Raw genomic sequence first — 21474 nt, 5'->3', positions numbered from 1 at the left:
AGCCCTTAGCAAGTTTTATCAGATCCTTTAAATCCACAGGGAAATCAGCTCCGAGCGATATGACTACCCTCATTATAGAACAAACGTTCGAAAAATTTGGATATCAACAATCAAGATAAACAATGCCAAAATAAAAAAGCCGCGATATTCGCGACTTTATAAGATATTCATCTAAATAAATTTGTAATCATGTTTATGATTCTTTGGCCTGTGTTCACTTCTGTCAGGGTAACATCCCACATCACAACATTTGTGTTCATATTTGATCCCTCGCCTAAGAGTTTGATGGTCAGTTCGGTTACGCCCTTCAGAGAAAACTGAAAAGAGTCCGGCTGATGCTCTTCTCCCAAACTGATGGAATATATCTCAGATCCGTCTGCGATAAAGCAGATTTCATTTCTCTCATTGCTTACAGGATCGTCAGGGCCTGTTATGGCGACATAGCCTTCCAACTTTGCATAGTTCCCGTTTAATAGATAAGAAAATTCATTGTTTTTACTGTTATTTTCTTGACTGTAAAGATTAATTTGAGGTTCTACCATGGTCGTACCTGCAGTAAAGGCTGTCAGACTTTCATCCCATTGTACAGCTCCATCCTTGATCGGAAGCGCATTGAGGGCAACGACTTCTCCATCCACGTGATCAAAATAATAATTAATGCTTCCAACGACAAGAAACATTCCTGAAGAAATAACAATCGCTGTAATTACGATTCTTATCATTCCTTTAAATGTACCCCGATATAGTTTTACGATGTGCTGCGACCAATATCCGACTGCAGCTCCTAGCGTATTTATGATAATGTCGTTAATATCGAACGCTCCTAAGCGGGAAAACATTTGAATTAACTCTATTACTGTAATGCTTAGCATAAATAAACAGATAAATCGGGTAAAATTGCAACGATACAAAAGCGGGATGACTATTCCAAAAGGGATAAAAGCGAGAAAATTCCCTAAGTCAAAGAACCAAATTTGAAAGTCTCTCCCCATGGGAAAATGCAAAGGAATACCCTCAAATGTTAAATAGTATCTTAGTCCTTGCTCACCATTCAAAGAGGATCTATTGAAACCTAGGAATAAAAAAAATAAGGTTAATATCGTGTATAACCCCAACAGCATGTGGACGATTTTTCGTGACTTTCCTTGATACATAATTACACCTTTTCTTCTCTATAAATATCTCTACTAAATATTATGCTAAAGTTTCACGGCCAGCAAGACCATCGTGAAAATGGCCGATTGCACACCCATGTAAAATAATCAATCAGAATATTCTCTAACTTTGCACAGTATGATTTTGATGACTATGTCATACTCCAAGGGGGAAAGTAATTTGGTTCAAAAAGAAAACAGCAAAATAATATGGGGATGGTTTATGGCCTTTATAGCGCTATGTTGGCTTTTAAGTACTTCAACTGTTAGCGCCTCAGAAACCGACACCTCATCGATCAGTGAAGCTGCTGATAACATAATCGAAGGTTATGCATTGTCAGCAAGTGCATTAAGTACTGGCGGAGTCCCGATTACTAACATTGTGAACAATGGCGGTAATTATGGATCGAGCACAATTAATAAAGCGATTGATGGAGATCCGTCCACGCATTGGGAGACAGGTACACCGAATTCCTCCACCTTTACCAACACGGTTACCGTAACCTTCGATCAGGTGCACACCTTATCAAGAATCGAATACCTCGTTCGACAAGGTGCCGATTGGAAGGGATTCCCTTTCCATTATAAACTGTATTCTAGTTTGACCGACACAGGCGAGAACTTCACCTTGTTCAAAGAAGACACCTACATGTCAGCCATCGGCACATCCATCGAATTTGAATTCCCCCAAACTGATGCCCGCAGAGTCCGCATGGAGTTCATCCAAGCGAAAGAGGATTGGGCCAGCATTGCAGAGATCTCCTTCTACCAGCCGGATGCTTTCTTAGATGCATTTAAGCAGGTCTTCACGGATAAAACCTACTCGAAATTAACTCCAGCCTACAACAATACATCCTCTATTCAAAATTTAATAAACATGGCAGTCGGTCACCCTAATGAGAGCAACTGTGTGCCGATTCTAAATGACGCGCTCACTCTCGTTAATCAACCAACGGCGTTTGATAATAAGATTTACACCGCTATACAGCGGGGCAATATTAATCAAGAGGCCAGTCGTGGTCAGATGGATTCGAGACATACCGTGGTCCCTACTGGCTACTACGTCACCCCTGGCGAGACGATTCGCATCTATGTAAATGCTGACTATGGCGGCATCCTCCCGCAGCTTGTGTTGGGGCAGGCATTGACTAACGGAGGCAACTGGGCAAGTTGGATTAAAGTTTACGATCTAGTGCCCGGTATCAATATCATCAAGGCTCCCCCTTTAGCCGTAGATGACACGGATGGAAGTAAGATTAGACCGGCAGCAATCTATTTGCAAAACCAAGCATATCCGAATCAGCAGCCTTATGTGCCGCAGATTCGTCTTGTAGGCGGTACAAAGTTCCCGATGTATGTTCATGGGAAAACGAATATAAACGATTTCATGTCGGAGCTCACAGCATACGTGAATAACGTGGAAAACAACGACCTGTATTTCGATTATGACGCTATTGTCAATTCGGGACAACCGCCTAAGTTCTACAATATTATGGAGCTGGTAACCGATAATACCATCACGACAACAAGTGCGAGAGCCGCCTTGGAGGGACTGAACGAACAGTTTGCCGCTAAAGGACAGACCATAGCGGATACCGCAGAGACTTGGGAGAGATTCTATCGAGTCATGAACGAATATTCAGGATATGAAGCCAATGACACTAATCCTGTTCACCAAACGCCGAATAGTATGATGATGTCAAGATTGTTCACTAAGGGTGCTCATGCTTGGGCTGGCGGCGGAATTACAGGATATCAAGCCTATGACGACTTGAATAATGGTCCGCGTACGGGCGGATTTGCCAAAGAGTTGATTCAGGTGGCCGGTCCCGGAGGAGGCTGGGGAGAAGCGCATGAATGGGGGCATATTTATGACAACCATGCTATTGAAATCGCTGAGATTACGAATAATATGTACTCCTTGCGGATGGAGCGCGAGTTCGACATACCTTCAAGATTAGTTCAGGAAAACCGCTGGGATACCATTAGGAGATTCAATGAGGGCGAAGCTGTAGAACTCAGTGTATTTGAACAAACGGCAATGCATTATCAGCTAGAGATGAAATACGGTTTAAATACTTTATATCCGCTAGTGAACCGATACTTACGTGAAGAATCGTTAAAGGGTACATTTGCTGGATTAGACAAATGGCAGACAATGGCGGTTGCGATGAGTAATGTCATAGGCGTTGATGTTACCCCTCATTATGCGCACTATGGCAAGTCCATGGATCTTCCTAAAGTTCGTGATCTGGTAAACGGACTACCTGTACTTCAAGATAAAACATGGCTAATAACCGACCAGTCCCGTACACTCGGGACATTCGTCAACGGAGATAAACCGCAAATTACATCGGTTGACCGCTTTGACGTAGGTGTACAGCTGACTTTTGGAATAAATGAGCCCCAGAATACAGTGCTTGCCTATGAAATTTTCCGCGATGGTGAATTGCTCGGGATTACCTACGGCTCGACCTATGTAGATACTACAGCAGAGACTAATCAGGTTTATGAATATGAAATTATTGCATATGATGGCAAAGCTGTCGCTTCTCCGAAGAGTGATAAATACCGACTTCGCGGAAAAACGGCTTCTATCTTTGCTGCAGACTGGACATTCACCGCTTCACCTTCTGCACAATCGGCATTTCCGCTGACGAATGCTTTTGACAAGAATACTGGTACCTTCTTTGAATCGCTTAAGCAAAGCGGCAACAAGACCATTACCATTGATATGAAGAAAGAGTTCTATATCAAAGGTTTTTCCTATGTGGCAAGACCGTTCGATCAATGGAATGAAGGTATGATGAACACCTTCAACTTCTACGTCAGTCAGGATGGAACGAACTGGACGAAGGTAATTAACAATGGCACGGTGTCGAACCCGAATGCCAGAGGAAACAACTACAACAATATTAATCTACCCGTCATTACTAAAGCTAGGTATGTAAAGCTGGAGTCCCTATCTGTCCTGGAAGGTACCGCGCTTGCGATAGCAGAACTCTCGATCACAGGCAGCGAGACATTGTTCGACCCGAACGGCACATACAAAATCATTTCAAAATCCAGCGGCAAAGCGATCGGCGTGCAGAATGGCGCCACGGGCAACGGTTCTCAGGTTAAGCAGTTCACTTACATTAACAATGACAGTCTGCATTGGAATATCGTTCAGAATCCAAACGGTACTTACAAGTTCGTCAATAAGCTGAACGGTAAAGTGGCGGATGTGAACGGTAACTCGACAGCGAACGGCGCGAATATAATTGTGTACGCCGATTCAGGAACGGCTAATCAACAATGGATACTTTCTTCAGATGTGCAGGGTTATTACACAATCACCAGCCAGCATAGCGCCAAAGTCATGGATGTTAACGCCAATTCTATGCTGGATGATGCGAACATCATTCAATACACGCCTAGTGGAGCAAATAATCAACAATGGAGTATCGTGCGAGTGGATTAAGGACTGTAAAAGGGGTCAATTAGCCGCTATCCAGCTGATCTGGGTCTTTTACTCGCAAAGTTCCATTTCCCAACATATATCGAAAAAAGATAGGAAGAGCTAGCCCTTTCTATCTTTTTTTGGTGCCTGGACAAACATGGACCAATAGAATCTAATGATTCGGTAAGTATCTATACTTTTCAAGGTCAATCAAGCCATTCTCACCGGGTATAATTCCTTCTTCACTTAAATAGACAATCTGCTTGAAGTGAGACTCATCATCCTTAATTGCAATTTCCCCTTTAGCATTAACTACCCGATGCCACGGTAGTTCATATGCTCTACTCATGGAATGCAGAATTCTTACGACCTGCCTCGCTCCTCTTGCGCTACCAGCCAGTTGAGCGATTTGACCATATGTCATAACATAGCCAGGCGGGATTTTTTTTATAATATCGATCACTCTTGCCGTAAATGGATTCATTAGCTCACATCCTCTTGATAAGTCAATCTATCTGTTTATAAGCCCACCACTCAAACCATGTATTCACCCATAATAAGCTCAATATCGTATGGAGTAACCCCATTCTCTACAGAGAATATTACATCGGCCTGATCCGCTGTATCAACGTGCTCGCCTCTTGCCTTGGCATGAAGCATGAACAAGTCGTACAAGTCCGGCTTCCGTAAAGTCGTCATAGCTTTACCCATCAGAACTATCCCTTTCTGGTTACCCTCTACATTATTGTAGTAGTAAGGAAGTCTTGTCAGAGATAAGTCTGTCCAGATGACGGTACGCTCTACCAGGTCCAGAATAACAGGAATCGCAATCTTCGAATCCGCAGCAACATCGATTTTATTGCTCACCGTAGAAGGCTCGAATATTTCACCAGAGCCAGGCTTCTTCCGCATCATCCATCCCACGAAGCACTCCGGCAGGTTACAATACGGCTGATCCGTAAAGGAATGCAGACTCGCCACAATGTAGCGCCCCCCATACCCAACGATGGATGGAATGTGCAGATCAATAAATTCGCATGCTCCTTGCGGTGCAGCTACGATATCTCCACTGTGAACGGCTCGGTAATGGGACGATCGCAGATTCGTATATGAAATATGCTCCACATAATTCCAATCTTGATCATACATGACGGCAGACAGGTCAATATCGACACGACCTGTTGGTTCACCGTTCACATTCCCCTCTCTCCACCAGTTGAAGAAGCGAATTGTATCCCCCTCTGCCAGCGGAACACGGCTTCCTCGTACAATCGTATGTAGTGCTTTACTTGCCGATCTTTGGGAGAACGGCACATGATAGTCCTTCAATCGCTCATCGACATAAACCTTTCCCAGAGGTGGCAGCGCTGAGAACCGCTTGATAAGCACCTGCTCACATACTTGCATGATATCATGACATACTTTTTCATGAATATCTTCAAGGGTGTTAGGAACAACAAAGGCTTTGGCCACATTCCCCTTTGGAAAAAAGACACGCGAGCTTTCTGGCTTTCCAGCCTTTAATCGGTTGGCAAAATGATTCTTTACTTGCAGTAACACGGGTGTCGATACTTGCTCTGCCACTTCGCCGAATGCCATCACAACGTATTCCGTATGTTCCGTTGACCTTAATACCTGATCCAGTCTTCTTGCGAATTCGCCTGGACGCTGCATCAACAGATCAATGACATCCCAGACCAAGTAGTCATACTGAAGCGCGAGCTCTAGACGTCCGTTATAAGTTGTAAAGGGTTTATTATTACGCAATATATCAAAAGCTTCCTCGCAGCGTTTAAAGCGATGCTTATATTCGGAAGGATGTAGAATTTCTCCTAATCGAATCCAGCGATTCTTATATCTCAGCATATCTTCCGTAATGGAATGACACTGCTCTAGCAATCCAAGCAGCAGACGTCTCTCAGATCGTTTAAATTTACGGAAGCGCGTAACCTCTGCTAAGCTGACATCGCCACCTGACCAAGCAACAGCCAGACGAAGAACATCCGTAGCTGTCTTAAAGTATCGTCCGATTCGATCCAGGTTTGCCTTTTCATGCTTCACTAATGAAGCTACCACAAAGCCCACATTCTCTTTAAGCGGTATTTCTGACGGGAGAATATAATCCAGATCATCCGGGTCTATATATTCAATAACTGCATCGATATCAGCTTGATCGGTCTGTGAGATCGATACCTTGGCCTGTATAAGCTGGCGAATCATGCTGTGAAACTCCTCTATACTTCCAAGATCAATCAACTTCAGATTAACCTTATCTTGCAGTCGCGGTCTGTCTTTAGATTCATAGGCCAGCAAGTCCCCAGTCCAATAATGATACATCGCATTGAGATAAAGTTCCGCATCATCCGCCTCCATCACCTGTACCGGAAAGTCAGGATACATCGGCTCATACTTTACATGCGCTCCTACCATCACCCTTAAATCTGCAATAAGCTGGACATATAACACTTCGAACTGCTCCTTGGACAAGGCACGCATGACATTCAATAATTTATAAGACAACGTAAACCCTAGCGTTTCGATATTGTTCATCGCTGTTGCCAGATATGACTTCGGGAGCCGATCTGGCTCAGGATGTTCATTAACAATTAGTTTAGCCGTTCTTCTTAAGTAGATCGTATTAATTATCATAAAAAGAGTCCAGGAAAGCCATATCCCTATTTTTCACCAATTAAATAGAAGGAAGGAATATGATAGCCTGGACGCCTCCTCTCTGATATAGAAGTCCTTCAGGAAAGCTGCGACCCTAAATCACTAAATTGAGTTAGAAGGAAGAACCGCAATAGCCTGAAGGTCAAAACTCACGTCTGTGTAACCGAACTTTGATGTACTGATCATCCCATACTCCAAAGTGATCCAACAGGGCGAAAGTATTACGACTATGAAAAAGGAGCTACTTATGCCTGATCAGGAATGAAAATGAGAGGTTATCCCTGCTTCTAGCTACAGGAATAACCTCTCTATTTGTTCTTACAGAACCTGAAATAGCCGCTCTGCATGTCTCTGAATATATTTATACAACACGAAACTTACCAAGGTCATTAGTAGTGCAATGACAAGCAATATCAGATTTGCATTCATGTCAGATAGAAGCATAGATAATCCAATTGGAATAAATAGACTGATAAAGCTAACTAGCATCGATACCATAACGGCTGCACTCTGTTTGATGGCTGTAACTTCATTTGTCCATGTGAAATTAGGCAACTTCAAGTTAACAAGCACACCAATCAAAGCTGAATAGAAGGCATAAATGCCTGGAATCACAAGCAACAGCAAGCTCTCCATCCATCCCGTACCTAAGGAGATGATGAGCATCACGCAGCTTATAAACATAATCGGTAAGTTCATTGTAAGATTGACGGCTACTTTACTGAACAGAATGGTGGATTTCGATACAGGTGAGCTTTTTAAGATCCATAAGTGATTCCCCTCCAGAGAAATGGAGCATGAGGTTGTACAGCTCATGACAATAAACAAGGAAACAAAAAGCGGTGCCAACCTGCTCAAATAATCTGATAATTGCGGGATATCAAGAAATTGTTCTAATGTCTCCGGGCCAACGAACAATAAAGAGATGGACATCACTAGTAACAAGACCATGCCTATGCTTGTATTCAGCACATATAAAGAAGAACTCATATATCGGCGAAGCTCCTTCTTATACAGGGCACGAAACGGAGATGAGATTCTCAGCTCCTTCATTTGATACTTACTTCTAGCATGAGAGGTCGTTAAGCCAGTATGAATGGCTTTAAATCGGGTCCCAAGAATATAGGTAAACATCATAAAGACAAGCACCGAAATCGCTATAAATAGCAAGAGCGAATCCATCTGATAGGAGCAGACCGCATCAACATACATCGCTGTAAGAGGATACAGCTTAAATATCATATCGGCTAGTTGTGTACTCATGTCCCTAAGAAGCTGCTCATTTCCTTTCATGCTGAACGAACCGAGCATAAATGCAATAATCACCGCAAAAGTTAACACGAGGCTGACGAATCGGCTTCCCTTAAATCGTGAGGAGAACCAGCTAATGAGTGCACCAATAATGGTTGCAGCAATGATAGGAACTAACGGAATAAATACAAGCGTTATCAGAAAACACACATAATAGAGTGCACTCGGATTTACTTTAATGGCATACACGATGCCTGCCGGCACCATCACGATTAAACTGAAAAACAAATTGAGCACATAGAGCTGAAGTACGCGGCTCGCTACAACATCACTCGTTCTTATAGGCAGTGACATGACTAAGTCATAATCTTTAAAGCCAAATAATACATCGCCCGCCTTATAGATTGTAGTGAAAAAAGCTACAACCGAGGTAGCTGCCATCATTATAGCAAGCAGTAGATCCATTCGCCCTATTTGTTCGAAGGTCAAAGACATTCCATAACTGTAGATAAATGAAACTCCTGCGATAACAACCATACTCAGTAGCATAGCAATGCACAGCAGAATCCATTTTCGTCTTTCCTTCACATCATGGGTATGCAGTGCCTTATTTATGCCAAAGGAAGATAGTAACTGTATTCTGGTTAATTCCCATATATTAATCATTGTTAATCAGCTCCAGGAATACATCTTCTAGACTATGATCACCTTTAACATCTTCTGTCTTCCCATGAGTAATTAATTTCCCAGCCTTGATAATCGCAATCTTATTACACAGCTTCTCTGCTACATCTAGCACGTGAGTGGAGAAGAAGATCGCACTGCCGTTTCTACACAGCTCTGCCATGATTCCTTTTAATGTGTGCGCCGCTTTAGGATCGAGGCCGACAAAAGGCTCATCAAGAACAAGCAGCTTCGGCTGATGAATAAGAGCCGATATGATCGCTAGCTTTTGCTTCATACCATGCGAATAGGATGAAATCATATCACCTAAATGAGGTGTAATCTGAAATTCATCGCTGTACTTTTGAATTCGTGCCTCACGATCCGCTTTGGTTACGTTATAAAGATCAGCAATAAAATTCAAGTATTGTATACCTGTTAAGTGTTCATAAATATCCGGGTTATCAGGGATATATGCAGTCACCGCTTTGCAGGCAACGGGATCTTTACGGATCGAGATGCCGTCAATTTCAATCTCACCTTCTTCAAAATCTAGAACGCCCACGACGGACCGAATCGTCGTTGTCTTCCCTGCGCCGTTATGGCCGATAAAGCCGTAGATGTCACCTCGCTCAACCACTAGATTCAAATCGTCTACTGCTTTTTTGCCACCCTTGTAACTCTTCGTAAAATGCTTGATCGTAAGCATTCCCTCACCCTTTTCTTGAAAATTACCTATAATACGTTCAGCCTAATCAGAACGTTCAATGAGGAAACCTGTAAAAACACACCATTCAATTATTTTGGATTCGAACCCATAAGCTGAGTATAAAGTAGCGCATTCCAGTTAATGACTTGATCCGTATAGTCATATATAATAAATGGATAATCACTAATTATTGAGGAGGAACATCCTTGGACTCTACTTTGAAAATGTTAAAAGCTCTAACCGACGCCAACGGCGTTCCAGGCCACGAAGATGAAGTACGCGACGTTATGCGTGAGTACATAGCTCCTTATGCCGATGAAATTACGACAGATCATCTCGGAAGCTTGATCGCCAAAAAAACAGGTACAGACCCCGATGGCCCTAAAATTATGGTTGCCGGACACTTGGATGAAATCGGCTTCATGGTGACTCGAATTGACGATAAAGGCTTCATCTACTTTCAACCGCTCGGCGGCTGGTGGGAGCAAGTGATGCTAGCGCAGCGGGTGACCATAATGACGCGTACCGGGAATATTCCTGGCGTGATTGGATCAAAACCACCGCATATTTTATCGCCTGAAACACGTAATAAGCCAGTTGACAAAAAAGAGATGTTTATCGATATCGGCGCAGAAAGCAAAGAACAAGCTACAGAGTTCGGTGTTCGTCCTGGCGACTCCATCGTACCGGTATGCGAATTTACCGTAATGAAAAATGAAAAAATGCTGATGGCCAAAGCATGGGACAACCGCATTGGCTGCGCCATTGCGATCGATGTACTGAAGCAATTGAAAGATGCTGAGCATCCGAATACCGTTTATGGTGTTGGTACTGTTCAAGAGGAAGTCGGCTTACGCGGAGCGAAAACGGCTACCAATGTAATTCAGCCGGATATCGGTTTCTCGGTTGACGTAGGCATCGCCGGCGATACGCCAGGTATAAGCGAAAAAGACGCCATGGCTAAAATGGGTAAAGGACCGCAAATTCTCATTTATGACGGATCGATGATCTCCCATCGCCGTCTACGCAACTTTATTACCGACACTGCGGATGAGCTCGGCATTCCTTATCAATTCGACTATGTTGCTGGAGGCGGCACCGATGCGGGCGCCATTCATGTGACAGCTGGCGGTGTACCGTCGCTTGCGATTTCGATTGCAACGCGATACATTCATACGCATGCTGCGATTCTACACCGTGATGATTTCGAAAATGCCGTGAAGTTGATCACCGAAGTAATCAAACAATTAGATAAAGATAAAGTGAAGGAAATTACTTTCGGGCAAGTGTAAAGAAGAATTACACGCCGTTTTAGTCCTTTCGTAAAATGTAACTAATAAAAAGGTAGCCGATCAATACGATCAGCTACCTTTTTGTTTCTCCGCATTCTACTTTCCTAGAGTCTTAAACTATAAAACTCTGGGTAAATACGAATAGTAAAAATAAAAATAAGCCCAGACTAAACCAGCCTTGTAGCTTTCTTTTTTTCTGAAATTTTTCTAATGCTATCAATAAAGTTGTTAACCCTAACGATAAAATCATTAAAGGTTGATAATCAAAATTACTTGAGATGAGTCCATAAAGGCCTAGTGCAATTGTGATAATTGAGAATAGAATCCTTAAAAACATTGACAAGAGTTATTTCTCCCCTTTTCAATTTTTTCCATATTATAACATGCGCGTGAAGTTAACTTTATAACAATATAAAAAAGACTGCTGAATAACTTTTGACTAGAAAAGTTACTAAACAGCCTATTACTACTTTAGGATACATCCTCATCATCAGGTATACAAATTCTAGAAACGCTCTACTGCATCCAAAAAACGGCCATCCATCAATCGAACGATGCGGTTCACGATCTCCTCACAAGGCGTTTTCATCCCATCTTCAATCCAATCTAACAATGTTCCTGCAAAGGCATAACTGTAAAATTGAACGATGAACGTCTTATCCTCTTCTGAAATCGTACGGGAATCCGAAACTTCATTGATGACATTGCTTAGAAGTTCAAACAAAACCTGATTTAAAAACCTCTCCAAATGCTCTTTTCCAAGAGAACGACAAGTGTTCATACAAATCGCCTTATTGCTTTCCACATATTCTAATATGATCAATAGCCCTTGATGCCATGTATCATAGGATTTGTTATTCTGAATTGCGCCTAATGCCTCTGTTTTATATATCCATCCAAGCAGGTCATAAATGTCCTGGAAATGATAATAGAAAGTCTGGCGATTCAAATTGCAGGCTTCCACCAAGTCTTTGACTGTTATTTTATCTAAAGTCTTGGTGCTCAGCATATCCTTCAACGCATCAGCCAATGCTTGCTTGGTGTATAGATTCATAAGAAGCCTCTCCTTACGCTGCAATATTTCTTATTATTTTACCATAACCAATCGTTAATTTAGACATATGTGCCTTGATGTTGAAATTTTAGACACAGGGCTTTTAATGTCTATTTTTATTCCATTCATACTCATATAAAGTGGTGGTGTCAGGAATATTAAAAGAAGTTGTAATGAATTTATAGGAGGTTGTTAGGATGTATTACAGCAATGGTAACTATGAAGCATTTGCTCGTCCCAAAAAACCACTCGGTGTTGATCAAAAATCCGCCTATCTGATCGGCTCTGGTTTAGCATCACTGTCCGCAGCCGCTTTTCTTATACGTGATGGTCAGATGAAAGGGGATAACATTCATATACTTGAGGAACTCGATATTTCCGGAGGTGGACTTGACGGCATCTACGATGACGGCCGGGGTTTCATTATCCGCGGTGGACGTGAAATGGAGAACCATTTTGAATGCCTGTGGGATCTATTCCGCTCTATTCCTTCCCTTGAAACAGAGGGTGCATCGGTATTAGATGAATTTTACTGGCTCAACAAGGAAGATCCGAACTACTCATTGCAGCGTGCTATCCTTAATCGTGGCGAAGATGCCCATACGGATGGTAAATTCACACTTTCTCAAACTGCTTCAATGGAAATTATCAAGTTGTTCTTTACTCCAGAAGAAGCGCTTGAAGATCTGAAAATTACAGATGTCTTCTCGGAAGATTTCTTTAACTCAAATTTCTGGCTGTACTGGCAGACGATGTTTGCTTTTGAGCCTTGGCATAGCGCTATGGAAATGCGCAGATATATCGCCAGATTCATTCATCATATCGGGGGATTGCCTGATTTCTCAGCGTTGAAATTTACTAAATACAATCAGTATGAGTCTCTTGCACTGCCGCTAATGAAATATTTGAAAGATCATGGTGTCACTTTCCAATATGCTACGACCGTAACGAATGTGGAGTTTGATATTACGGAGAACAAAAAAGTTGCTAAAAAACTGGTCTATGTACAGCACGGCCAAGAACAACACATCGACCTAACCGAAAATGATCTGGTATTCATCACCAATGGCAGCAATACCGAAAGTTCTACATTAGGCGACAACAACACACCCGCTGTTATGAATACCTCCCTCGGGGGAAGCTGGGAGCTTTGGAAGAGAATCGCCGAGCAAGATCCTGCCTTCGGTCGTCCAGACAAATTCTGTGGCAACATTGCGGAAAGCAACTGGGAGTCTGCCACAATTACAACGCTAGATAATCGGATTCCGCCTTATATCGAAAAGATCTGCAAACGCGATCCGTTCAGCGGAAAAGTCGTTACTGGCGGTATCGTAACCGTAAAAGATTCAAAGTGGCTGATGAGCTTTACTTTGAACCGGCAGCCACACTTCAAAAACCAACCAAAAGACCAGCTCGTCGTCTGGGTATACAGCTTGTACTGCGACGTACCAGGTGACTACATCAAGAAACCGATGAAGGACTGTACCGGTATCGAGATCACGGAAGAATGGCTCTACCACATGGGCGTACCTGAAGCAGAGATTCACGATCTTGCCGTAAACTCCGCAAACTGTGTCCCTTGCATGATGCCTTTCGTTACATCTTACTTCATGCCAAGAGCTGCAGGAGATCGTCCGAATGTCGTTCCTGATGGTTGTGTCAACGCTGCCTTTATCGGTAACTTTGCCGAAACACCGCGAGACACGGTATTTACCACAGAGTATTCAGTTCGTACCGCCATGGAAGCTGTATACACGCTTCTTGACATTGACCGCGGTGTGCCAGAAGTATTTGGGTCCGCTTATGATGTCCGTGTGTTGCTGGATTCCACTGCGAAGATGATGGATGGCAAGAAACTAACCGATCTGGAGCTGCCTCCAGCAGTCCAATTAGCAGCCATGACGGGTATACAAAAAATTTCTCACACCAGAATCATGCAGCTGCTTAAAGAATATAAGTTGATTTAAACGAAAAAAATAAATGTAATAATATGAGGTTCTAGCACAGTGAGAATGATTTAAATCACTGGGCTTGAACCTCATTCAATTTATGTCATTCCTATACATGCGATTAGAGAATAGATTTCAGATTGTTTCTAGCTCAGTAAACAGGCAATTAAAAACGTTCACTTCACCAACGTTCAGTAGTTCTGTTTCAATATCAGGAATTATTGTCATACAGAGATCGGAGTCTACTTTCATAAGAGAGATTGAATCCATTAACAATTCAATTTTTCTAGTGATCATCTTCAAATTGTCATTATAATCAACGTCAGAACTGAAATCCCAAGTGTCATCTTTTAGTTCAGTTTTAGTTATTTTGTAGAAATAATAATGACCAATAATACTTATATACAGATCCACATCGATTCGTGTTCCTCCCAAAGCATCCATTAACTCGATGTCATCATCAAGAATATCCTGATTTTCCACCGTTAGAATTTCATATTGCATACAGTTATTTTCCTCTAAATTAGTCCAATCAGTGATCGAGAAGTTAGGAAGTGAATTCTTAAGTTTCTCTAATAGTTCTTTATTTCTTCCTTTGTATTCATTTCTTGTATTACACAGCTTGATGTATTCCTTGCTTGTTTGATATCCTGGATCGTCGTATGCAATTCCTTTAGGGTAAAATTGATAAATTCGTGATAATATATCTTCCACTTGGTTTCCACCTGCCACTCAAAAATATTATTGAACACCTTATTTTATCACCATAATGGAGGAAATCGGAATGGAAATTGCTAATTATCCCTCTTTATTTCGTTTCCACGTTTGCAGGTGCAAGAACTTGATCCACATATTCGACTTCCCCCATGGATTTGTAATGTCGAGCATTTACTCATATGAATTTCTAAAAAGAAGCTGCCCTAAGATCTAATGATCTTTTGGGACAGCCTCATCCGCTTATCGTAAATTCAATCAATAGGTTATAAAGCGACTACTCTGATTTATAAGCAAGTAATCTCAGGGCATTAAAAACAACCACTAAAGTGGAGCCTTCATGTATCAATACTGCTGGTCCAATACCCGCAATACCGAATATAGTGGCAGGGATCAAGAGCGCTGTTACCCCAAGGCTGATCCATAAGTTTTGTTTAATAATGACCTTGCTCTTGCGACTAAGTCCTATGGCAAAAGGAAGGCCACGCAACTGATCGGACATTAAAGCAATGTCTGCTGTTTCCAATGCTACATCCGAGCCAGCTGCACCCATGGCAATCCCTACCGTACTTTTTGCCATAGCGGGTGCATCATTCACGCCATCGCCTACCATCGCCACTTTTTGTTCGCGCTGCTTCAGCTTTTGAATAGCTTCTACTTTATCCTCTGGCAATAAACTGCCCCAGGCATCCGTCAATCCGATCTTTTTGGCCACTGCATCGGCTACTTGCTGATTATCGCCGGTAATCATAATGATCTGTTTCATTCCGATTGTTTTCAACTTGGAAATGGCCTCTTTTGCATCATGTTTAGGCGTATCCATCAGTCCGATCAAACCCAAAAACTCATTCCCTTTTCTAATGATCATCGCTGTGTTACCTTCTTGCTCCAGTTTATTTAAATCAGCGTCTAATGGTGTGGGAAGTGTTACTGACAACGTATCTTCAAAGATACCCCTGTTACCGATAACGACTTCTTCTCCCTTCCATTCAGCTTTAACGCCTCGGCCAGTCACAGACTCTAATTGCCCTGCTTCCTCTATCTCCATCGTACCCAGGCGTTCTTGCACACCTTTTACTACAGCGACCGCAAGTGGATGATCACTTAACTTTTCGACTGCTGCGGCAGCCATGAGGAGCTCGTTGGAATCCGTATTTCCATAAGGAATAACTTCGGTCAGTTTGGGTTTGCCCTCTGTAAGAGTTCCCGTCTTATCAAAAGCAAGGGCAGTGAGCCCACCGAGTTCTTCAAGAGGCCCGCCGCCTTTAATGAGAACACCACTTTTGGCTGCTCTGGCAATTCCGCTAAGCACTGCACTAGGTGTAGAGATGGCAAGAGCACAAGGGCTTGCAGCAACAAGAACCGCCATAGCTCTATAGAAGCTGTCTGAAAATGTTTCGTCGAGTACAAGAAAAGCAAAAAGCAGCAATACCACTAGAACTAACACACAGGGTACAAAGATCTTCTCGAATTTATCCGTGAATTGTTGGGTAGGCGATTTCTGCGATTCCGATTCATTGACGAGTTTAATGAGTCTGGCTAATGTGGAGTCCTTGGATTCTTTGATGACTTTCACTTCAAGAACACTGGTACCGTTGATGGTCCCCGAATACACTTTATACTCTGGCGGAATTTTGGAGAAATCATTGTATTCTGCAGCAGGATCCAAGACCTGCTGTTTGTCTACCGGGACGCTCTCGCCTGTTATCGGCGCTTGGTTGACACTGCTGCTTCCCTTCACTACAATACCATCTGCTGAAATAGTACTGTTCGGTTTAACAATGATGATTTCCCCTAGCTTTAATTCCTCTATGGGCACTTCAACTTGTTCATTTCCTCTTCGAACAATCGCCGTTTTGGGTGCAATGTCCGCGAGGGCAGCAATGGATTTACGCGCTTTATTCATGGCATAGTGCTCCAGGGCATGTCCAAGACTAAAAAGGAATAACAGCAAAGCACCTTCCGCCCACTCTCCGAGAAATCCGGCCCCAATGGCGGCCAAAAGCATCAAAAAGTCTATTTCAAAATGTTTTTTGCTTAAAGATTCCCAAGCTTCTTTAGCTGTAAAGAAACCGCCAAAAAAATAAGCCCCTAAATAAAAGGCAAAGGATACATAATTGGAGTTTTGAAAAGTTATGCTGATGATGAAGCCAATGGCAAGAAATACACCCGATAAAATAGAAAAAATCAATTCGGTATGAGCACCCAACAGCGAGTGTTGATGATCATGATCATGGCCACTATTTTCTTGTGATGAAGTATGTGTCTGTTGCTGCATTTTGTGCTCCTCCTAACAAATTCTAATGGGGTATCGTGTGCTACCATTGTTTCTGCTGATCAGGAAATTCAAACAACTATACATTATATAACCATTTCTCATGTTGCCTAATAAACTCGAAAACATGCATTAATCAATAAAAGAAGTAGTACTCCTACTAATAAAAAACGATGCAGGGTATTCGGAAATAAAAAAAGCCCCATCATCCATAATGGAGATGAGACCAGATTATTATAAATCTATTAGTACGAAAAATGATCTACTGTTAAAGTTTTGGTATTGTTCTCCCAGTCTTCTCTTATCATTGCATATCCAACAGAATCAAATAACTCGCCGTTTTGTTTCCAAGCTTTACGATTGTAAGATTCTTTTACAAATCCACTATTAAAAAACGTTTTTCTCATCGCAAAGTTATCATATCTAGTATGACCTTCGATTCTAATAATGTGAGTATAATGATTGAATACATAAGAACTTAACCAATGAAGGACATGTTTGGCTATTCCTTGGCCTCTAGCCTTTTCTTTCAATCGCAAATCGAATAAACATATGGGATCTTCTAAATCAAAGATTCGAATTAAACCAATTTTTGCATCATGATCTATAATCCAAAATGTTTGGTTTCCGTTGTCGGTATAAATTCCGTTGGCTAAATTTTCTCTAATAGACGACTCCGTAGGATTCTCCTGTCCATGATAACTCCATGTTTCTGATGTTAAAAAATCAACCAATTCATCAATCATTTCATTTTCAAACACTACGTAGCTGTACATCGTCTTCCCCCTTGTATGGCTGAATTCAAAACCAAACATTTGTAATTCTTTCCCTATATTATCACTTTTTCTTGTTAAGCGGTTGTAACACTGAAGACTGTCGTAAACGTGATGCAGGAGGCCTAATATAGAGCGGCAAGGCCTGTTCTCACGATCACCCGGACATGGTATGATATGCAAAAAACGAAGGTCCTCTAGGAGTGAGCATATGAAAAAGGATTTTGAGCGGGAACTGGATGCCGTCATTGCCCAAATGCAGGTCGCTTTGGAGGAAGAACGAGTGGAAAATCCCGAATTTTATGCCCAGTACCCTTCCTACATCGCTACGGAAGCCGATAAGGAGGATATGAAGGCCGCAGTCAGAAGGTGGAAGTTGCCTGAGGAATACGTCTATTTCCTGAAACATTTTGTCCCCGAGAGGGTTGGCTGGAGCACAGACGATTACATTTCTTTGGAGATCTACGGAGCTAGGGATTTGGTTAAGGGCCAGTGGGGATATGCTTATAACCCCGTTACCGATAAAGACATTACCGATTGGCCAGCTTCTTACCTGGTCATTGCTTCGGACGAAGGTGATCCGTACTGCATTGACCTTGCCCGGGGAGACACGACCGTCTATACGGCGGAGCATGGGACGGGCTCATGGGATTTTTCCGTCGCATGCGATAACCTCATCGAATTTCTTCATAGCGCGTTGATCCCCCGCGGGTATGAAGATTGGGACGTCCATGAACAGCCCGCGTATAAATATGCTGAAATTCATCTTACGGGGGAAGGTGCCGATAAAATCAAAACGCTGCTGTTCGTCAAAAAAACATTTTCTTGCGATGTTGCACAGGCGAAATCCTTGCTGGGTGAACTGCCTTTGCGCGTATTCAAAGGCATCGAGACGGCCGCCACTGCCGTAGAGACGAAGCTTAAGAGCATAGGCGCCGATTACGAAAAGCAACCGATAAGCCAGAAGGACTTCCTGTCTGCGGAATGAATAATAAAAATCGGATTTTCCAAGAACATAACCTCTCTTGCTGCTTCTATGAGAGATAACATCATAGGCAAAAGCCAATTGTCTTTATGCCATAATGTCAATTATATTTGACATTATGTATGGTTTAAAATACTTTGACTGGTAAAAGGAAAAGAATAATATCACTCATATATTGTTTTCACAACTTTTGCTGGTACTCCAGCTACAACACTATCATCTGGAACATCCTTAGTCACAACGGCTCCTGCCGCAACCACAGAATTCTTTCCAATTGTCACACCTGGTAGTATTGTAGCATTGGATCCAATCCAAACATTTTCACTAATTGTCACTGGCGCTGAGTAGGTTGTATTTCTTGTTTCTAATGATAGTCCATGATTAAGTGTAGCAATAGTTACATTCATCCCTATCATTGATCCGTTTCCTATTGTAATTCCACCTCTATCTTGGAATGAACACCCTGTGTTAAGAAACACATTTTTTCCAATAGTGATGTTTTTACCAAAATCCGTATAAAAGGGTGGGAAACAAGTGAACGATGAATCGATTTGACTGCCTGTTAATTCTCTAAAAATCTCTACTATCTCTTCTTGCGAATGATAGGACGTATTTAACTCCATCGTTATTTTTTGAGCTTCATAACTACACTGAGTTAATAGTCCATGTAGTTTTTTATCTGCACCTGATATTGGATTTCCTTCTTTACAAAAGTCTATAAATTCTTTCATGTCCATAATTAGACTCCTCCTAACTTTTTCTAATCGATAGAACGCATTAAATACGTTATTAAAGCCTCAGATAAATGAATATATGAGGCTTCCCATTCCACTGCTATCTTACAATCTGACTTCAATCACATCGTGCTAATGTCAATTACGAATCTGTATTTCACATCTGAAGCTAACACGCGTTTATAGGCTTCATCAATCTGGTCAGCCGAAATGACTTCAATTTTAGGTGCAATATTGTGTTTTGCGCAGAAATCCAGCATTTCCTGTGTCTCACGGATGCCTCCGATCATCGAACCAGCAAATGAACGGCGGTGTCCGATCAGGGACATTACGTTTAATGATAACGGCTCCCCGGGGGCACCGACATTAACCAAAGTTCCGTCAAGCTTGAGCAGTCCGAAATAAGCATCCATGTTGATACTTGCACTTACCGTATTAATAATCAAATCAAAGGACCCGGCAAGTTTTTTAAAGGTTTCAGGGTCGCTAGTGGCATAGTAGTTAGCTGCGCCAAATAGCAAGCCATCCTCTTTTTTATTCAATGATTGTGACAGAACGGTTACCTCAGCACCCATAGCATGTGCTATTTTGACAGCCATATGACCCAGACCGCCCATTCCCACAACCGCTACTTTCTTACCTGGACCAGCACCCCAATGATTTAGTGGTGAGTACGTTGTAATACCTGCGCACAGTAAAGGTGCAGCTACGTCAAGCTCAATGGCATCCGGTATTCTGACTACGAAGTTCTCGGTGACAACAATGTGGGAAGAGTAGCCGCCTTGCGTTGGCTCGCCATATTTATCAACACCAGCGTAAGTAGGAATATTTCCTTTGAGACAGTACTGTTCTTCTCCTTTCCGGCAGTTCTCACATTCGCCACAGGAATCAACCATACAGCCAACCCCTACCCGATCACCTACTTTGTATTTTGTAACTTCGGCTCCTACATCCGTTACAATGCCTGCGATCTCATGTCCAGGTACAAGAGGATAATTCACCGGGCCCCATTCCCCGTGAGCAGTGTGGATATCAGAATGGCATATGCCGGAATATTTAATCTCAATAAGAACATCATGTGAATCGAGATCCCGACGTTTTATTTCAGCGGCTCGAAACGGTTTGTCTGGACCGTCTACAGCTCGTGCTTTAGCAGTTAACATTTTAATAACCTCCTATAAGTTGTTTTAAAAGAATATGATTGTATTTGCTTCTACCTGCAGATAAATGTTAAGCCTTATAGTTAACTCTAAGTCAAGCGATTAATATAATATTTGATGTATTTCGCTTGAGTTTGACTTCCAGCAAAAAAACGTGATAAGATTTCGGATACTATAGAGTTAACTCTAAGTCTAAATTATAGAGATCTGGAGAGACATAATGAAGACATATTCGATCAGCGAAGTCGCAAAAGAATTGAATCTTACACCTTATACTTTGCGTTACTACGACAAGGAGGGACTTATGCCTTTTGTAGAACGGAACTCCAGTGGAACACGATTGTTTAAAGAATCTGATATAGGCGCTTTAAAAATCATAGAATGTCTGAAATCTACAGGGATGCCGATCAAAGAAATTAAAAATTTCATCGATTGGTGTTCTGATGGTGATTCTACCTTGCAGCAAAGATATAATATGTTTATGGAACGAAAAGCTGTTGTTGAAGCACAAATCGAAGAATTGAAGAAATCAATGGAAGTTATTGAACATAAATGCTTATATTACAAAACTGCACTGGAAGCAGGAACGGAAGATATTCATAAAAACATTAATATAGGTAGTACTCTTGCCAACTAACAAAACCACCTG

General features: G+C 42.1%; 17 protein-coding genes. 5 read left to right on the top strand and 12 right to left on the bottom strand.

The features are described from left to right. Positions 1-167 precede the first annotated feature (167 nt). Complete coding sequence (locus ACFQV5_RS00325; protein ID WP_379242645.1) at positions 168-1121, bottom strand: VanZ family protein; 954 nt, start codon at positions 1119-1121, stop codon at positions 168-170. Positions 1122-1335: 214 nt separating this feature from the next. Between ACFQV5_RS00325 and ACFQV5_RS00320 the strand changes: the two genes are divergently transcribed. Further along, positions 1336-4617: a discoidin domain-containing protein gene (locus ACFQV5_RS00320; RefSeq protein ID WP_379242434.1), complete on the top strand. Its 3282-nt coding sequence runs from the start codon at positions 1336-1338 to the stop codon at positions 4615-4617. Between the two features lie 151 nt (positions 4618-4768). Here ACFQV5_RS00320 and ACFQV5_RS00315 read toward each other — a convergent pair whose 3' ends face one another. The 4 genes from ACFQV5_RS00315 to ACFQV5_RS00300 form a co-directional block, all read right to left on the bottom strand. Continuing rightward, positions 4769-5080 carry an MGMT family protein gene (locus ACFQV5_RS00315; RefSeq protein ID WP_379242431.1) on the bottom strand — a complete coding sequence of 104 codons (312 nt, stop codon included), beginning with the start codon at positions 5078-5080 and terminating at the stop codon, positions 4769-4771. 50 nt (positions 5081-5130) lie between these two features. Then, positions 5131-7245 (bottom strand): TerD family protein, encoded by a 2115-nt coding sequence (locus ACFQV5_RS00310; RefSeq protein WP_379242429.1) that lies wholly within the window; start codon positions 7243-7245, stop codon positions 5131-5133. A 339-nt stretch (positions 7246-7584) separates the two neighbouring features. Beyond that, on the bottom strand, positions 7585-9183 hold the full coding sequence (locus ACFQV5_RS00305) for an ABC transporter permease (protein ID WP_379242427.1): 1599 nt from the start codon (positions 9181-9183) through the stop codon (positions 7585-7587). Next, the gene (locus ACFQV5_RS00300) at positions 9176-9889 is read right to left on the bottom strand and encodes an ABC transporter ATP-binding protein (RefSeq protein ID WP_379242425.1); all 714 of its coding nucleotides are present in this window, start codon (positions 9887-9889) and stop codon (positions 9176-9178) included. Before ACFQV5_RS00300 ends, ACFQV5_RS00305 begins: the two co-directional genes overlap by 8 nt. 224 nt (positions 9890-10113) lie before the next feature. Between ACFQV5_RS00300 and ACFQV5_RS00295 the strand changes: the two genes are divergently transcribed. Beyond that, positions 10114-11181 carry a M42 family metallopeptidase gene (locus tag ACFQV5_RS00295; protein WP_379242643.1) on the top strand — a complete coding sequence of 356 codons (1068 nt, stop codon included), beginning with the start codon at positions 10114-10116 and terminating at the stop codon, positions 11179-11181. Positions 11182-11293: 112 nt separating this feature from the next. On the opposite strand, the gene ACFQV5_RS00290 is transcribed toward ACFQV5_RS00295, so the two are convergent. Next, the gene (locus ACFQV5_RS00290; RefSeq protein ID WP_379242641.1) at positions 11294-11431 is read right to left on the bottom strand and encodes a DUF3953 domain-containing protein; all 138 of its coding nucleotides are present in this window, start codon (positions 11429-11431) and stop codon (positions 11294-11296) included. A 255-nt stretch (positions 11432-11686) separates the two neighbouring features. Next, positions 11687-12235, bottom strand: a complete 549-nt coding sequence (locus ACFQV5_RS00285) for a TetR/AcrR family transcriptional regulator (protein ID WP_379242423.1) — start codon at positions 12233-12235, stop codon at positions 11687-11689. A gap of 197 nt (positions 12236-12432) precedes the next feature. On the opposite strand from ACFQV5_RS00285, the gene ACFQV5_RS00280 reads away from it, so the two are divergent. Then, positions 12433-14202, top strand: a complete 1770-nt coding sequence (locus ACFQV5_RS00280) for an oleate hydratase (RefSeq protein ID WP_379242421.1) — start codon at positions 12433-12435, stop codon at positions 14200-14202. Positions 14203-14319: 117 nt separating this feature from the next. Here the strand turns inward: ACFQV5_RS00280 and ACFQV5_RS00275 are convergent, their stop codons facing one another. The 3 genes from ACFQV5_RS00275 to ACFQV5_RS00265 form a co-directional block, all read right to left on the bottom strand. Further along, positions 14320-14916 (bottom strand): hypothetical protein, encoded by a 597-nt coding sequence (locus ACFQV5_RS00275; RefSeq protein WP_379242419.1) that lies wholly within the window; start codon positions 14914-14916, stop codon positions 14320-14322. Positions 14917-15175: 259 nt separating this feature from the next. Beyond that, the gene (locus ACFQV5_RS00270) at positions 15176-17176 is read right to left on the bottom strand and encodes a heavy metal translocating P-type ATPase (protein WP_379242417.1); all 2001 of its coding nucleotides are present in this window, start codon (positions 17174-17176) and stop codon (positions 15176-15178) included. Between the two features lie 242 nt (positions 17177-17418). After that, the gene (locus ACFQV5_RS00265) at positions 17419-17949 is read right to left on the bottom strand and encodes a GNAT family N-acetyltransferase (protein ID WP_379242415.1); all 531 of its coding nucleotides are present in this window, start codon (positions 17947-17949) and stop codon (positions 17419-17421) included. 208 nt (positions 17950-18157) lie between these two features. On the opposite strand from ACFQV5_RS00265, the gene ACFQV5_RS00260 reads away from it, so the two are divergent. Then, on the top strand, positions 18158-18934 hold the full coding sequence (locus ACFQV5_RS00260; RefSeq protein WP_379242413.1) for an SMI1/KNR4 family protein: 777 nt from the start codon (positions 18158-18160) through the stop codon (positions 18932-18934). 161 nt (positions 18935-19095) lie between these two features. Here ACFQV5_RS00260 and ACFQV5_RS00255 read toward each other — a convergent pair whose 3' ends face one another. Both ACFQV5_RS00255 and ACFQV5_RS00250 read right to left on the bottom strand, forming a co-directional pair. After that, positions 19096-19668: a sugar O-acetyltransferase gene (locus ACFQV5_RS00255; protein ID WP_379242411.1), complete on the bottom strand. Its 573-nt coding sequence runs from the start codon at positions 19666-19668 to the stop codon at positions 19096-19098. 119 nt (positions 19669-19787) lie between these two features. Beyond that, positions 19788-20828 (bottom strand): NAD(P)-dependent alcohol dehydrogenase, encoded by a 1041-nt coding sequence (locus ACFQV5_RS00250; RefSeq protein WP_379242409.1) that lies wholly within the window; start codon positions 20826-20828, stop codon positions 19788-19790. A gap of 217 nt (positions 20829-21045) precedes the next feature. On the opposite strand from ACFQV5_RS00250, the gene ACFQV5_RS00245 reads away from it, so the two are divergent. Continuing rightward, entirely contained in the window at positions 21046-21462 is a 417-nt protein-coding gene (locus ACFQV5_RS00245; RefSeq protein WP_379242407.1) for a MerR family transcriptional regulator, read from the top strand. Positions 21463-21474: the final 12 nt, after the last annotated feature.

This window comes from Paenibacillus sp. GCM10028914 (assembly GCF_042666275.1).
GTDB lineage: Bacteria > Bacillota > Bacilli > Paenibacillales > Paenibacillaceae > Paenibacillus_AQ.
The sequence above is the reverse complement of the archived record's forward strand: the minus strand, read 5'-3'. Positions and strand labels throughout refer to the sequence as shown.

Coding starts and splice junctions, on each gene's coding strand:
- ACFQV5_RS00285 (WP_379242423.1), bottom strand. CDS start 12,235: ATGAATCTATACACCAAGCAAGCATTGGCTGATGCGTTGAAGGATATG.
- ACFQV5_RS00260 (WP_379242413.1), top strand. CDS start 18,158: ATGAAAAAGGATTTTGAGCGGGAACTGGATGCCGTCATTGCCCAAATG.
- ACFQV5_RS00245 (WP_379242407.1), top strand. CDS start 21,046: ATGAAGACATATTCGATCAGCGAAGTCGCAAAAGAATTGAATCTTACA.
- ACFQV5_RS00280 (WP_379242421.1), top strand. CDS start 12,433: ATGTATTACAGCAATGGTAACTATGAAGCATTTGCTCGTCCCAAAAAA.
- ACFQV5_RS00315 (WP_379242431.1), bottom strand. CDS start 5,080: ATGAATCCATTTACGGCAAGAGTGATCGATATTATAAAAAAAATCCCG.
- ACFQV5_RS00325 (WP_379242645.1), bottom strand. CDS start 1,121: ATGCTGTTGGGGTTATACACGATATTAACCTTATTTTTTTTATTCCTA.
- ACFQV5_RS00250 (WP_379242409.1), bottom strand. CDS start 20,828: ATGTTAACTGCTAAAGCACGAGCTGTAGACGGTCCAGACAAACCGTTT.
- ACFQV5_RS00295 (WP_379242643.1), top strand. CDS start 10,114: ATGTTAAAAGCTCTAACCGACGCCAACGGCGTTCCAGGCCACGAAGAT.
- ACFQV5_RS00305 (WP_379242427.1), bottom strand. CDS start 9,183: ATGATTAATATATGGGAATTAACCAGAATACAGTTACTATCTTCCTTT.
- ACFQV5_RS00310 (WP_379242429.1), bottom strand. CDS start 7,245: ATGATAATTAATACGATCTACTTAAGAAGAACGGCTAAACTAATTGTT.
- ACFQV5_RS00290 (WP_379242641.1), bottom strand. CDS start 11,431: ATGATTTTATCGTTAGGGTTAACAACTTTATTGATAGCATTAGAAAAA.
- ACFQV5_RS00300 (WP_379242425.1), bottom strand. CDS start 9,889: ATGCTTACGATCAAGCATTTTACGAAGAGTTACAAGGGTGGCAAAAAA.
- ACFQV5_RS00265 (WP_379242415.1), bottom strand. CDS start 17,949: ATGTACAGCTACGTAGTGTTTGAAAATGAAATGATTGATGAATTGGTT.
- ACFQV5_RS00255 (WP_379242411.1), bottom strand. CDS start 19,668: ATGGACATGAAAGAATTTATAGACTTTTGTAAAGAAGGAAATCCAATA.
- ACFQV5_RS00270 (WP_379242417.1), bottom strand. CDS start 17,176: ATGCAGCAACAGACACATACTTCATCACAAGAAAATAGTGGCCATGAT.